At 71.9% G+C, this 12,114-nt stretch carries 10 protein-coding genes; 3 read left to right on the top strand and 7 right to left on the bottom strand.

Annotation, left to right across the window (positions count from 1 at the left end):
• Positions 1 to 13: 13 nt before the first annotated feature.
• Positions 14 to 475 carry a GtrA family protein gene (locus ACZ6TU_RS35745; protein ID WP_467667803.1) on the top strand — a complete coding sequence of 154 codons (462 nt, stop codon included), beginning with the start codon at positions 14 to 16 and terminating at the stop codon, positions 473 to 475.
• Between the two features lie 143 nt (positions 476 to 618).
• On the opposite strand, the gene ACZ6TU_RS35740 is transcribed toward ACZ6TU_RS35745, so the two are convergent.
• The 4 genes from ACZ6TU_RS35740 to ACZ6TU_RS35725 all read right to left on the bottom strand — a co-directional run bounded on the left by ACZ6TU_RS35740 (position 619) and on the right by ACZ6TU_RS35725 (position 6,277).
• Positions 619 to 2,265 (bottom strand): glycosyltransferase family 2 protein, encoded by a 1,647-nt coding sequence (locus ACZ6TU_RS35740; RefSeq protein ID WP_467667805.1) that lies wholly within the window; start codon positions 2,263 to 2,265, stop codon positions 619 to 621.
• Entirely contained in the window at positions 2,262 to 4,457 is a 2,196-nt protein-coding gene (locus tag ACZ6TU_RS35735) for a CDP-glycerol glycerophosphotransferase family protein (RefSeq protein WP_467667807.1), read from the bottom strand. Before ACZ6TU_RS35735 ends, ACZ6TU_RS35740 begins: the two co-directional genes overlap by 4 nt.
• An 88-nt stretch (positions 4,458 to 4,545) precedes the next feature.
• Positions 4,546 to 5,370 (bottom strand): ABC transporter ATP-binding protein, encoded by an 825-nt coding sequence (locus ACZ6TU_RS35730; protein ID WP_467667809.1) that lies wholly within the window; start codon positions 5,368 to 5,370, stop codon positions 4,546 to 4,548.
• Positions 5,363 to 6,277, bottom strand: coding sequence for an ABC transporter permease (locus ACZ6TU_RS35725; protein WP_467667811.1), 915 nt, complete (start codon positions 6,275 to 6,277; stop codon positions 5,363 to 5,365). Before ACZ6TU_RS35725 ends, ACZ6TU_RS35730 begins: the two co-directional genes overlap by 8 nt.
• Positions 6,278 to 6,463: 186 nt before the next feature.
• Between ACZ6TU_RS35725 and ACZ6TU_RS35720 the strand changes: the two genes are divergently transcribed.
• Entirely contained in the window at positions 6,464 to 7,090 is a 627-nt protein-coding gene (locus ACZ6TU_RS35720; protein WP_467667813.1) for a TetR/AcrR family transcriptional regulator, read from the top strand.
• Between the two features lie 24 nt (positions 7,091 to 7,114).
• On the opposite strand, the gene galE is transcribed toward ACZ6TU_RS35720, so the two are convergent.
• Entirely contained in the window at positions 7,115 to 8,095 is a 981-nt protein-coding gene (gene galE, locus ACZ6TU_RS35715) for a UDP-glucose 4-epimerase GalE (RefSeq protein ID WP_467667815.1), read from the bottom strand.
• Between the two features lie 65 nt (positions 8,096 to 8,160).
• Positions 8,161 to 9,777 carry a glycosyltransferase family 2 protein gene (locus ACZ6TU_RS35710; protein WP_469552990.1) on the bottom strand — a complete coding sequence of 539 codons (1,617 nt, stop codon included), beginning with the start codon at positions 9,775 to 9,777 and terminating at the stop codon, positions 8,161 to 8,163.
• Between the two features lie 157 nt (positions 9,778 to 9,934).
• Here ACZ6TU_RS35710 and ACZ6TU_RS35705 point away from each other — a divergent pair, with 157 nt between their 5' ends.
• A complete protein-coding gene (locus tag ACZ6TU_RS35705; RefSeq protein WP_467669052.1) occupies positions 9,935 to 11,629 on the top strand; it encodes a glycosyltransferase family 39 protein in 1,695 nt (564 codons plus the stop codon).
• Here the strand turns inward: ACZ6TU_RS35705 and ACZ6TU_RS35700 are convergent.
• Positions 11,559 to 12,074: a MarR family winged helix-turn-helix transcriptional regulator gene (locus ACZ6TU_RS35700; protein ID WP_467667818.1), complete on the bottom strand. Its 516-nt coding sequence runs from the start codon at positions 12,072 to 12,074 to the stop codon at positions 11,559 to 11,561. The genes ACZ6TU_RS35705 and ACZ6TU_RS35700 overlap by 71 nt on opposite strands.
• Between the last annotated feature and the right edge of the window lie 40 nt (positions 12,075 to 12,114).

Here is a 12,114-nt window from a genome sequence, read left to right as displayed (position 1 = left end):
TAAGGCTTGGGGCGTGACAGTGAATCTCTCCGGGGAGCGAGTGGTCGCTCCCGCCGCCCCACCGGTGAAGCGCGTCGTCCGCGAAGTGGTGAACTTCGTGCTGGTCGGCGGTAGCGGCGTCGCGGTGAACTTCGTGGTGTTCAACGTGCTGCTGCATGGGCTGCACCGGGCCGCCATGGTGGCGACCGTGCTGGCCAGCCTGATCGCCATGGGAACCAATTACCTCGGATTCCGGTATTTCACCTACCGCGACAGGGCGTCGCGGACCCGGCGCCAGATCGCGCTCTTCTTCGTCTTCAGCGGAATCGGCGTGGCCATGGAGAGCGGGCTGTTCTACGCCGGGTATCACGGGCTCGGCCTGGCCGGTCCCTTCGAGTCCAACGCGGTCAAGGCGGTGTCCATCGTGCTGGCCTCCGCCTTCCGCTTCCTCGTCTACCGCACCTGGGTGTTCCAGCACGATGCGGGCCGCACCTAACCGGCGGTCCTCGCCGCGCAGGCGGCCGCCGCGGTGGCACGGGCCGCTGTACGAGAACCTGGTCGAGGGGACCCCCATCGCCCTTAGCGGCACGATTGCCCGCAGCTGAGCGGGACGGGGCGCCCGCAGGGGAGGGGGACTGCTTACTTCAGTGCGCTTGCTACCAAGCGTGCTGCCCGCTTTACCCGGGGCTTTGCCACTCGGTGGGTCACCGGGCGGATCAGCTTTGCCGTCAGGCCCGTCGGTTCCCAGCGGACCTGCAAGCGGCCCGGGCCGTGGCCCTCTGGTTCCAGGGTCAGGCGGTGGTGGGGGACCTGGGTCGTCAGGGGCGGGAAGGTCAGGGGAGCCAGGAGGAGGCCCGTGTGGGACAGGCCCTGGTGTGCCAGGCGGAGCAACGGGTGGCGGACTCCGGCGAAGCCCTGGAAGGGGAGGGGGGCCGCTGCCAGGTCCAGGTGGGCGTGGCCCTCGAAGATGCCGGGGCGGACGGGGGAGAGGCGGAAGGGGACGCGGAGCCGGCGTCGGCCCGGGGTGATGAGGAGAGTCGCGCGTTGGGGGCCGACCGGGAGGCGCAGGGCCGGGTCGTACGTGCGGACGGTGAGGTCGACCGAGGCGCCCGGGCCTCGGGTGATCTCCGTGATCTCGTGGCGGAACTGGGCGCTCGGGAAGGGGCGCGTTTCCAGTTCCAGGTCCGAGATGTCCAGTTCGCGGCGGGACCGGTCCGTGGATGGGATGTGGTCGCCCCAGTAGGTGCGGCCCTGTTCGTCCGTCGTCACCTGCCTCGGGGCCACTCCGTGACCGAGGCCCCGTGCCGCCAGCCTGGCCTCCGGCAGGCGGTGGTCGCGGATCAGCTGGATGACGACTCGTTCGGCGCGGGGGAGGCGGGCGAACGCACCCGGGGTGAGCGTGTCCAGGTACGGCGTGACGATGTCCGCGAAGGAGGACAGCCACTCCTCGTCCCGGTAGGGCAGGTCACCGGCGTACATCCGGAAGTCGTGCTTGAGGAACTTGTGGTCCTTGTCCTCCCGCAGCGACTCGTGCCCGCTCTCCGCCAGGAACGCGTCGATGAGGTGCTGGACGTGGACGCGGTCGCGGACGTTGGTGAGCTTGTGCCGCTGGTTGGAGATCGACGCGGCCTCGGAAGCGGCGAACGGGGCCACGTACCAGCGGTAGACCGGCTCCGGGATGATCGTGAAGGACTTGGCCAGGCAGTACGCCTGAGCCGAGAACAACTGGTCCTCGTAGTGGATGCCCTCGGGGAAGCGCAGGCCGTGCCGGTCGAGGAAGGCGCGGGCGTACATCTTGCTGGTGGAGAGGTGCTCGAAGAGCAGACGCGGGTCGGCCTCGATGCCGTCGAGGGTGCGGCGCTCGGCGACCAGGTGCGGCATCCACGTCGAGCGGCGGCCGTTGTCGACCCGGACGCGCTGCACCGCGCCCATCGCGAAGTCGATCTCGCGTTCGCGGTGCGCGGCGAGCAGCAGTTCGACGGCGTCGTCGGGGAGTTCGTCGTCGCTGTCGAGGAACATCAGGTACGGCGCCCGGGCGGTCTCCAGGGCGCGGTTGCGCGGTGCGCTGCATCCGCCGCTGTTCTGCTCCAGCCGGAGGTGGCGGACGCGGGGGTCCTCGGCCGCCAGACGCCGTGCCACCTCCGGGGTCTCGTCCGTCGAGTGGTCGTCGCTGATGACGATCTCCACGTTCGCGTGGGTCTGCCGGCGGACCGAGTCGACCGCGCGGGTGAGGCGTTCGGCGTCGTTGTAGACGATGACCGTCACGGTGACGTCGGGGGTGCTCATGCGGTCGCCTCCTGCGGGGTCGGGGCCGGGGTGCGTTCCTCGATCGGCAGCACCGGCGGCAGGTCCCGTTCGTCCTGGCCGAGGAAGACCCGGCGGACGACGCGTTCGGCGGCGCGTCCGTCGTCGTACTCGCAGAACCGGCGCCGGAAGACGGCCCGGGTCTTCGCCGCGCCCTCGTCGTGCCAGGCCTCGGTGGTGAGGATCTCCGCCAGCTCCTGCTGGGTGCGGGCGACGGGGCCCGGGGCCTCGGCCATCAGGTCGAAGTAGACGCCGCGGGTGGTGCGGTACGTCTCCCAGTCGTCGGCGTAGATCACGATCGGGCGGTCGAGGTTGGCGTAGTCGAACATGATCGAGGAGTAGTCCGTGACCAGGGCGTCCGCCGCCAGGCACAGCTCCTCCACCGGGTCGTAGGAGGAGACGTCGATGATCCGGCCCGTGCGGCGCAGGTTGGTGAGCGGGGAGGCCGCGCCGCCGTAGAAGTAGTGGCCGCGGACGAGTAGGACCGTGTCCTCGCCGACGCGGTCGGCGAGGGCGGCGAGGTCCAGGCGCGGGGTCCAGCCGGCCTCGTAGTCGCGGTGGGTGGGCGCGTAGAGGACGGCCCGGCGGCCCGGCGCGATGCCGAGCCTGTCGCGGACCGTGCGGATGTCCTCCGCGCCGGCCGTGTAGTAGACGTCGTTGCGCGGATAGCCGTGGTCGAGGGAGACGTAGTGCGACGGGTACGCGCGCTCCCACATGCGCGTGGTGTGGCTGTTGGCGGAGACGCTGTAGTCCCACTTGTCGATGCGCTCCAGCAGCGCCTGGAAGTCCAGGCCCCGCGCGGCCGCCGGGTACGCCATCTGGTCCAGGCCCATGCGCTTCAGCGGTGTGCCGTGGTGGGTCTGGAGGTGGATCGCGTCGGGGCGCTTGACCACCGCGTTGGGGAAGTTGACGTTGTTGACGAGGTACTTGGCGGTCGCCAGCACCTCCCAGTAGCGGCGGCTGCCGGGCACGACGTGGTCGGTGCCGGGCGGCAGCAGGGCCGCGTTCCCCTCGGTCACCACCCACACCTGGTGGATCTGCGGGGCGAGTTCGGCGAGCTTCGCGGCGATCGCGGCCGGGTTGCAGGCGACACCGCGGTTCCAGTACGCCGAGAACACCGCCAGGTGGGGATTGACCGGGCGGCCGAGCGCCCTGCGGTACTGGTGGTCGCGGAGCTTGGCGCCGGCCCGCCGCCTCCGCGTCCGTACGGCCGACTTGGCGGTGCGGCGGGTGCGGTTGACGGCCTGGAAGGCTCGGTACCTGGCGTAGGCGCCCTCTTCGAGCAGGGAGCGGCGGACGCCTTCGAGACCGGTGGGGCGCCGGTAGCCCTCGGGGCGGCGGCGCAGGGCGGCCAGGGACGCCCGCCGGAAGAACTCCCGCGCGACCTCCTCCGCCATGCCGCCGCGCGCGAAGGTGCGCAGGCAGTCGCGGACCATGACGTCGTACAGCACGGCGTGGGCGGTTCGGCGGTCCCGGGTGAGGTCGAGGAGCGACTCGTAGCGCTCCACGAGGCCGTAGCGCTGCTCGGGTGTGACCGGGGGCAGGCTCGCGGGGCGCAGCCTGCGGTCCTCGTAGGCGACGTGCGGCAGGCAGGCGACGCGGTCGGCGAGCAGCAGGGCGGCCAGGGCGGCGTACGGCTCGTCGTCGGTGGTGAGCCGCTGCTCGTGCGCCCGCCAGAAGTCCGCGCGCAGGACGCGGGTGCCGAGCAGCGGGGTGAGGCGCAGCAGGGGCGCGCAGTCGTCGAGGGCGACCTCGGCCCGTCCCGCCCGGGCGAGGAGGGAGCCGTCCCGGGAAGGCATGCCGGAGGTGCGCCAGGTGCTGCGGACGTGGTCGAGGAGCAGGACGTCCACTTCGGCCGGGAGCTCGGCGACCCGCTCGGCGACCGTGCGCGGGGCGCCGGCGGGCAGGCCGTCCTTGGCGTGGACGAAGTGCAGCCAGTGGCCGGAGGCCCGCGCCGCCCCCGCCGCCCGGGCCGCGGCGTCGTCCGTGCCGTCCGGCAGCGGGACGATCTGGACGTCCGGGGTGTGCCGCTCGGCCGTCTCCCGGGCCCAGTCGCCCACCGCGGCCACGATCACCTCGGCGTCGGGCAGGGGATGGGCGGCGAGGGAGTCGAGGAGCTCGGTCAGATGGTCCTGAACATTCGGCCCGTGGACGATGACGCTGAGCTCGGGCATCACAGGGCTCCTCCATCTCGTCGCACCAGGCGGACCTTATTCGCTCATGGTGCCATCAATGCGACAAAAGGATCGACTGTGGCACGCCTCAGGAGGGAACTGGCACCTTCGGCTTCGGCGTGGCGGACTTGTCACCGGTGAACGCCTCGTACTCCTTGAGGACCTCCTCCGTCGGCCCGTCCATGCGCAACTCGCCGCGCTCCAGCCACAGCACGCGGTCGCAGGTGTCGCGGATCGACTTGTTGTTGTGGCTGACCAGGAACACCGTTCCGGCGTGCTTGCGCAGCTCGCGGATGCGCTCCTCGGAGCGCTTCTGGAAGGAGCGGTCGCCGGTGGCCAGCGCCTCGTCGATGAGCAGCACGTCGTGGTCCTTGGCGGCGGCGATGGAGAACCGCAGCCGCGCGGCCATGCCGGAGGAGTACGTGCGCATCGGCAGCGTGATGAAGTCGCCCTTCTCGTTGATGCCGGAGAAGTCGACGATCTCCTGGTAGCGGTCCCTGACCTGCTCGCGGGACATGCCCATGGCCAGGCCGCCGAGGTGCACGTTGCGCTCGCCGGTCAGGTCGTTCATCAGGGCCGCGTTGACACCGAGCAGGGAGGGCTGGCCGCCGGTGTAGATACGGCCGTTCTCCACGGGGAGGAGCCCGGCGACGGCCTTCAGCAGGGTCGACTTGCCGGAGCCGTTGGTGCCGATCAGGCCGATGGCCTCGCCCCGGTACGCGACGAAGGACACGTTCTTCACGGCGTGCACCCGGCGCACGCCCGACGCCTTCTCGGTCTGCTTGCGGCGCAGCATGCGGTTGAGGGCGGCGGTCGCGGAGCCGCGTCCGGCGCCGGTGCCGTTGACGCGGTAGACGATGTCGACGCCGTCGGCGACGACGGTGGGGATCCTGTCGTTGGTGAGGTCAGCCACGGCCGTACGTCTCCTCAGCCTTCCAGAAGTAGATGAAGCCGCCGACACCGGCGACCAGCGCCCAGCCGGCGGCGAGCGCCCACACATGGGCCGGGAGCTGGCTCGCGTGGAAGCTGTCGATCAGGGCGAAGCGCATCAAATCGATGTAGACGGCGGCCGGGTTGGCAGTCAGCGCCACTGTCACCACGTGCGGCAGGCTGTCCTTCTGTGCCAGTTTGTCGATGCTCCACATGACACCCGAGACGTACATCCAGGTGCGCAGTACGAACGGCATCAGCTGGGCGATGTCCGGTGTCTTGGCGCCCATCCGGGCCATGACCATGGAGACGCCCGCGTTGAACGTGAACTGGAGGAACAGCGCCGGCAACGCCAGCAGCCAGGAGACGCCGACCGGCACGCCGAAGCAGAGCAGGATCACGACCAGGGCGCCCATCGAGAACAGCAGCTGCTGGAGCTGCTGGAGGCAGAACGACAGGGGCAGCGCGGCGCGCGGGAAGTGCAGGGCGCGCACCAGGCCGAGGTTGCCGGAGATGGCGCGGGTGCCCGCCATGATCGAGCTCTGCGTGAACGTCCAGATGAAAACGCCCGTGACCAGGAACGGGATGTAGTCCGGGACGCCGTGCTTGGTGCCGAGCAGCACGCCGAAGATGAAGTAGTAGACCGCCGCGTTCAGCAGCGGGGTCATCACCTGCCAGACCTGGCCGAGCTTCGCCTGGCTGTACTGGGCGGTGAGCTTGGCGGTGGCGAACGCGGTGATGAAGTGGCGGCGGGCCCACAGCCGGCGGACGTACTCGGGCAGGGAGGGGCGGGCGCCGCTGACGGAGAGGCCGTGGCGGGCGGCGAGGGCCGCGAGGTCGTCGTCGGCCGGGGCCGGTGCTTGGGGCGGTGTGTGGAGGACCTGGCTCACATCCGCTGCTTTCGTTCGAGGAGGGGGTGGGACCTGTGGGGTCGCGAAGAGCGAGGTGACGGGCGTTTCTTACTGGACTCTTCACGATCTCTTACGTCGGGACGGGACCGTATCGTCGCAACGCGAGCGTATGTCTTGTGAGCGTCGGAACGCAACCGTTTCGTCGTGACGCCCTATGCTGTCGGCATGACGACGAAGCCCGACGAGCCCCAGCAGCCCCGGCGCCGCCGGGCCCCCGCGGGGGCGGCCGTACTGCGGGAGGACGTGACGGAAGCCATTCGGGCGGCCGTCTTCGAGGAGCTCGCGGCCGTCGGCTACGCGCGGATGTCCATCGAGGGGATCGCACGCCGGGCGGGGGTCGGGAAGACGGCGGTGTACCGCCGCTGGCGCTCGAAGCTGCACCTGGTCCTCGACATCGTCTCGGCGCTCGCCGTGCAGGGTCTGCCCGCGCCGGACACCGGCTCCCTGGAGGGCGACCTGCGGCTGCTGTACGAGGTGACGTCCCGCGCTCTGCGCCACCCCGTCGCCTCGCAGATCATCCCCGACCTCCAGGCCGAGGCGGCCCGCAACCCCGAGATCGCCGAGGCCCTCCAGAAGGCCCTGCGAGAGGGCCAGGACGGCGTCGCCACCGGCATCGTCACGGCGGCGGAGGCCCGCGGCGAACTCCGCCGGGGCCTTGACCACGACCTGGCCCTCGACCTGGTCTCCGGGCCGCTCTACTGGCGCTCGGTGGTGATCCGCAGCCCGAAGCTGCCCAAGGGGTATCTGGGATCGCTGGCCCGGGCTACGGCGGAGGCGTTGAAGGCGTTGTAGGGCGGCTTCGCCAGGTACCGCGGATCAGGCCCGCGCCGCCTCCGGGTGCAGGCGCACCCAGCCCTCCCACGCCGATGTGATCATGTCCTGGACGTCGTGCCGGGCCTTCCAGCCCAGCTCCGCGGCCGCGCGGTCGGCGGAGGCGACGACGCGTGCAGGGTCGCCCGGGCGGCGGGGCGTGACCGTGGGCGGCCGGTCGTAGCCGGTGACCGTGTTGATGCGGTCGATCATCTCGCGGACGGAGACGCCCTCGCCCCGGCCGATGTTGAGCGTGAGGTCGCGGCCGGGGGAGGAGCTCAGGACCCGGGCCGCCGCGACATGGGCCTCGGCCAGGTCGACGACGTGGATGTAGTCGCGTACGCAGGTGCCGTCCGGGGTCGGGTAGTCGTCGCCGAAAATACGCGGCGGTGCGTCCTCCGTGAGCTTCTCGAAGACCATGGGGGCGAGGTTGAACACGCCGACGTCCGCGAGCTCCGGGCTCGCCGCCCCGGCCACGTTGAAGTAGCGCAGGGACGCGGTCGACAGCCCGGCCGCCCGGCCCGTCGCGCGCACGAGCCACTCACCGGCCAGCTTCGTCTCCCCGTAGGGCGACATGGGCACGCAGGGCGTCTCCTCCGTGACCAGGTCCACGTCCGGCATGCCGTACACCGCCGCCGAGGAGGAGAAGACGAAGGACGGCACCTTCGCCGCCGTCACCGCGTCCAGCAGGACCCGCAGGCCTTCGACGTTCTCCCGGTAGTAGTGCAGCGGCTGCTCGACCGACTCGCCCACCTGCTTCTTCGCGGCGAGGTGGACGACACCGGTGACCGAGTGGTCCGCGAGGGTGCGCGCGAGCCGCTCGCCGTCCAGCGTGGAGCCCACCACCAGCGGCACCCCGGCGGGCACGCGCTCGGCGATACCGGTGGACAGGTCGTCGTATACCACCGCCTGCTCCCCCGCCGCGGTCATCGCCCGTACGACGTGCGCTCCGATGTAGCCGGCGCCGCCGCTGATCAACCAGGTCATGTGCGGCCGTCCCCTCGTCAGTTGGCCCGTGGTGGTGGTGCTCTGTGCCGATACGCGTCGTGCTCTCAGTGAAGCAGGCGGCGCAGCCTTCCGCGTGTGACGGACAGCACACCGCGTACGCCGGGCGCCACGCGCAGCGCCAGCGCGCCCGAGTGGGTGGCATACGGCTGTACGAGTACCACGCCGTGCCGGGTGCTCGGGACGGCGCTGCGGCGCAGCAGACCGGCGCCCGTGAGGGCGTGTGCCGTGACGTCGCGGCTCACGCCGTCGCGGAAGCGGATGCGAAGGCGCAGGTCCCAGGTGCCCACGCCGAGCGCGGCCAGCGCGGGGAGGTCCACGGTCGTCTCCGCCGACCAGGTGCCGACCGACGGCGCCGGCGCGGTCGTACCGCGGACCACCTCGTCCCCGTCGTCCCGGTGCCGCCACTCCACCTCCACCGCCTCCGGACCCGCCTGCGCCACCCGGCCGTACAGCTCGTGCAGGCGCAGCCGCAGCCGGGCACCGCGCGCGTGGGGCCGCAGTTCCGCGTCGACGGCCAGGGGCAGCACGGACACGGGCCGGGTGAGCAGGGGCTCCAGGGAGACGTGCGGGAGGTCCTCCGACCAGACGGGCGTGCCGTCGGCGGCACGGGCGTACGGCGGGTACAGCCGGGCCGGGCGGGCCGCCAGCTCCCGCAGCCGGGGCAGGTCGCGCGGCTCCGGGGAGGCCAGGACGACCCGTCCGACCAGCCGGCCGGGAGCGGCCGGGTTGCGGGCCCAGTCGTCCGCGTCGTACTCCGCGAGATGCGCCCGCGTGAGGTCCCACCACGCGCGCCGGTAGGCGGCGTCGCGCAACCCCAGTTCACGCACGTACATCCGCAGGTCGTGGTCGAGGAACTTGGCGCGCGCCACCCGGGCGAGTTCCTTCTGCCCGGCGCCCAGCAGGACCTCGTACGCCTGCCGGCACGCCTCCGTACGGGCCCGCCAGTTCTCGACGCCGGACCGGTCCAGCGAGATCGACAGCCGCTCGGCGGACCGGCGCACGTGCCAGACGTACACCCGGTCCGGGACCAGGGCGATGCGCGGGGCCGCGGCCAGCACGCGTGCGGTGAAGACGACGTCCTCGTACGGGAAGCGGCCCTCGGGGAAGCGGATGCCGTGCTCGCGCAGGAAGTCGGTGCGGTAGAGCTTGTTGACGCAGAGCGTGTCGTGGATCAGGCGCGGTCGCTGCGCGGGGTGCGGTAGCACGGTGTGGAGCGTGTAGAGGCGCGCCTGCCAGGGTACTTCGCGCCCCGACGGCAGTTCCCGGCGTACGCACAGGCCGCTCGCGACCTCCGCGTGCGCGCCCGTCGCCGCGTCGAGCAGCGCGTCGACCGCGCCGGGCGGCAGGACGTCATCGCTGTCCAGGAACATCACGTACGGCGACGTCACCGCGTCGAGCCCGGTGTTGCGCGGGGTGCCGCAGCCGCCGCTGTTGGCCCGGCGGCGGATGACCTTCAGACGGGGCTCCGACGCGGCGAGCCGGTCGAGCAGGCCGGCGCTGCCGTCCGTCGAGCAGTCGTCGACGGCCACGACCTCGCGCACGGCCGGGCCCTGGGCGAGCGCCGAGCGCACCGCGTCCGTCACATGGGCGGCGTCGTCGTAGCCGATGACCACGACGGCGACCTGAGGGAGAGGCCTCTCGGGGTTCTGTACGGCATTCATTACGGCGGATCGTAAGCCGGGCGAATGACATGAAAGTGGTAACACACCATCAAGTGTCATCGAAACCTGTGCAACGGCACAGAATCGGGCCGTGATGAGCGGACAGTCGAGGGGGAGCGGCCGGTTCGGCACGGGCGTGGTGCCTGTGGCGGTTCCCATGGCGGTGATGCCGGTGATCGGGCTGTGGGGCCTGGACCGCGGTGGCATGTGGGGCGACGAGAGCGTCACTTTCCAGGTCGCGCAGCGCACGGTGCCGCAGATCTGGCGGCTGCTGCACGACGTGGACGCGGTGCACGGCCTGTACTACCTGTTCATGCACGCAGTCCTCGCCGTCCACCCGGGCGAGGTCGTCCTGCGTCTGCCGTCGGTGTGCGCGGCGACGGCGACCGCCGGCCTGGTCGCGGCCCTCGGCGTCCGACTGGCCGGGCCCCGGGTCGGCCTGTGGGCCGGTCTCCTCTACGCGATCACGCCGATGACCGGCCACTACGCACAGGAGGGGCGGTCGTACGCCCTCGTCGCGGCGGGTGTGGCGGGGGCGACGCTGCTGCTTCTCAGGGCAGTGGAGGCGGCCACCGCACGGGCCTGGTGGCCGTACGGGACCGTCGTCGCCCTGACGTGTCTGCTGCACGAGCTGGCGGTGCCGGCGCTCTGCGCGCACGCGCTGACGCTGGCCCTGCTACGGGTGCCGAGGGCGGTGTGGTCGGGGTGGGGGCGCGCGGCGGGGGCGGTGGTGGCGCTCCTGCTGCCGCTGGTGTGGGTGTCGCAGGGGCAGTCAGGGCAGGTGGCGTGGCTGGTGCCGCCGGGGTGGGACCAAGCCGAGAGGCTGGTGCGGCACTTCTCTCCCGGGCCGACCGGGATGGTCTTCTGGGGGTCGCTGCTGCTGATGGCCATCGGGCTCCGGGCGCGGCGACTGGCGGCGGTCGCGCTCCCGCTGCTGCTCGTGCCGCCGGGGATCCTGATGGCCGTGTCGCAGGCGCGGCCGCTGTTCCACGACCGGTACGTGCTCTACTCACTGGCGGGCGCGTCCCTGCTGATGGGCGCCGGGGCCGGGCGGGTGGCCGGAGTGCTGGGGCGGCTGCGGTTCGACGGGCGGCGGGTGCGGGTCGGCGGCCGGCAGGTGCACGCCCTGCTGGGCGTCACCGGCGTCCTCGCCCTCACCGTCACCTTCGTCCACCATCTCCCCGTCCACCGTCAGGACCGGTCCGCCGCCCACCGCCCCGACAACCTCGCCGTCGTCTCCGCGCTCGCCCTCCGCCAGGTGCGCCCCGGCGACCCGGTACTGTTCGTCCCGTCGGTCGGGAGGCTCGCCGCACTGGCCTACCCGAAAGGGTTCCGGCAGGTCCGGGACATCGCGCTGCGGGAGTCGGCGCCCCGCTCCGGGACACTGTGGGGCCGCGAGGCGACGCCCGGCGAACTGCGGCACAGGCTCGCCTCGGTGGACCGCGTCTGGGTCGTCGCCGAGGCGTACGCGCTGGACCCTCGCTGGTCTCCGCCCGATCCGGTCGAGCGCACGAAACTGGCCGTCCTGGCGGAGGAGTTCACCGTCCGGGAGGAACACACCCGGGACGGGGTGATCCTCCGCCTCCACGTCCGGAGAACGCCGGCCGACGCACCGGCAACCGATGAGCCGTCCGCCGTCGCACCGGCCACTGACGAGCCGCCCGTCGACGCAGTAGCCGACGAGCCGTCCGTCGACGCACCGGCCACTGACGAGCCGTCCGCCGTCGCCGCGTCCACCGATGAGCCACCCGGCGCGTCCACCGACGGGCCACCCGGCTCCGCTACGACCGCTCGTCTGCCGGTGAACCGCCCGGCGGCTCCGCGAGCGCGGCCGCGTCGAGCGCGGTGGTGAGCTCGTCGAGGCGGGCGCGCAGGGCGCGGACCTCTTCGGGGCCGAAGCCGGTCGAGGCGGCGATCCGGCGCGGCACCTGAAGCGCCCGGCGCCGCAGCGCGACGCCCTCCTCGGTCAGCCGCACCTCCACCGACCGCTCGTCACGCGCACTGCGCTCCCGGCGCACGAGCCCTGCCGCCTCCAGTCGCTTGAGCAGCGGCGACAGCGTGCCGGAGTCCAGGCGCAGATACTCCCCGAGCTTCTTCACGGGCAGCTCGTCGTGCTCCCAGAGCACCAGCATCACCAGGTACTGCGGGTACGTGAGCCCGAGGTCCTTGAGGATCCCGCGGTAGACGCCGTTGAAGGCGCGGGATGCCGCGTGCAGGGAGAAGCAGATCTGCTGGTCCAGGCGGAGCCAGTCGTCGTCCGGCGTGTTCATGCCTCCAGGGTAGCTCGTGCCCGCCATTCAATTGCACACAACTTAATTGTGTGCTCTAATTCTGGGT

The sequence above is a fragment of the Streptomyces sp. NPDC052064 genome, from assembly GCF_055585925.1.
Note: the sequence above shows the minus strand (reverse complement) of the source record. Positions and strands in the feature narration are given on the sequence as shown.

What these genes read in the sequence shown, in the direction of transcription:
- ACZ6TU_RS35700 (WP_467667818.1), bottom strand. Translation starts at nt 12,074, where the DNA reads ATGGCGGGCACGAGCTACCCTGGAGGCATGAACACGCCGGACGACGAC.
- ACZ6TU_RS35720 (WP_467667813.1), top strand. Translation starts at nt 6,464, where the DNA reads ATGACGACGAAGCCCGACGAGCCCCAGCAGCCCCGGCGCCGCCGGGCC.
- ACZ6TU_RS35735 (WP_467667807.1), bottom strand. Translation starts at nt 4,457, where the DNA reads ATGCCCGAGCTCAGCGTCATCGTCCACGGGCCGAATGTTCAGGACCAT.
- ACZ6TU_RS35710 (WP_469552990.1), bottom strand. Translation starts at nt 9,777, where the DNA reads ATGAATGCCGTACAGAACCCCGAGAGGCCTCTCCCTCAGGTCGCCGTC.
- ACZ6TU_RS35705 (WP_467669052.1), top strand. Translation starts at nt 9,935, where the DNA reads ATGGCGGTGATGCCGGTGATCGGGCTGTGGGGCCTGGACCGCGGTGGC.
- galE (WP_467667815.1), bottom strand. Translation starts at nt 8,095, where the DNA reads ATGACCTGGTTGATCAGCGGCGGCGCCGGCTACATCGGAGCGCACGTC.
- ACZ6TU_RS35740 (WP_467667805.1), bottom strand. Translation starts at nt 2,265, where the DNA reads ATGAGCACCCCCGACGTCACCGTGACGGTCATCGTCTACAACGACGCC.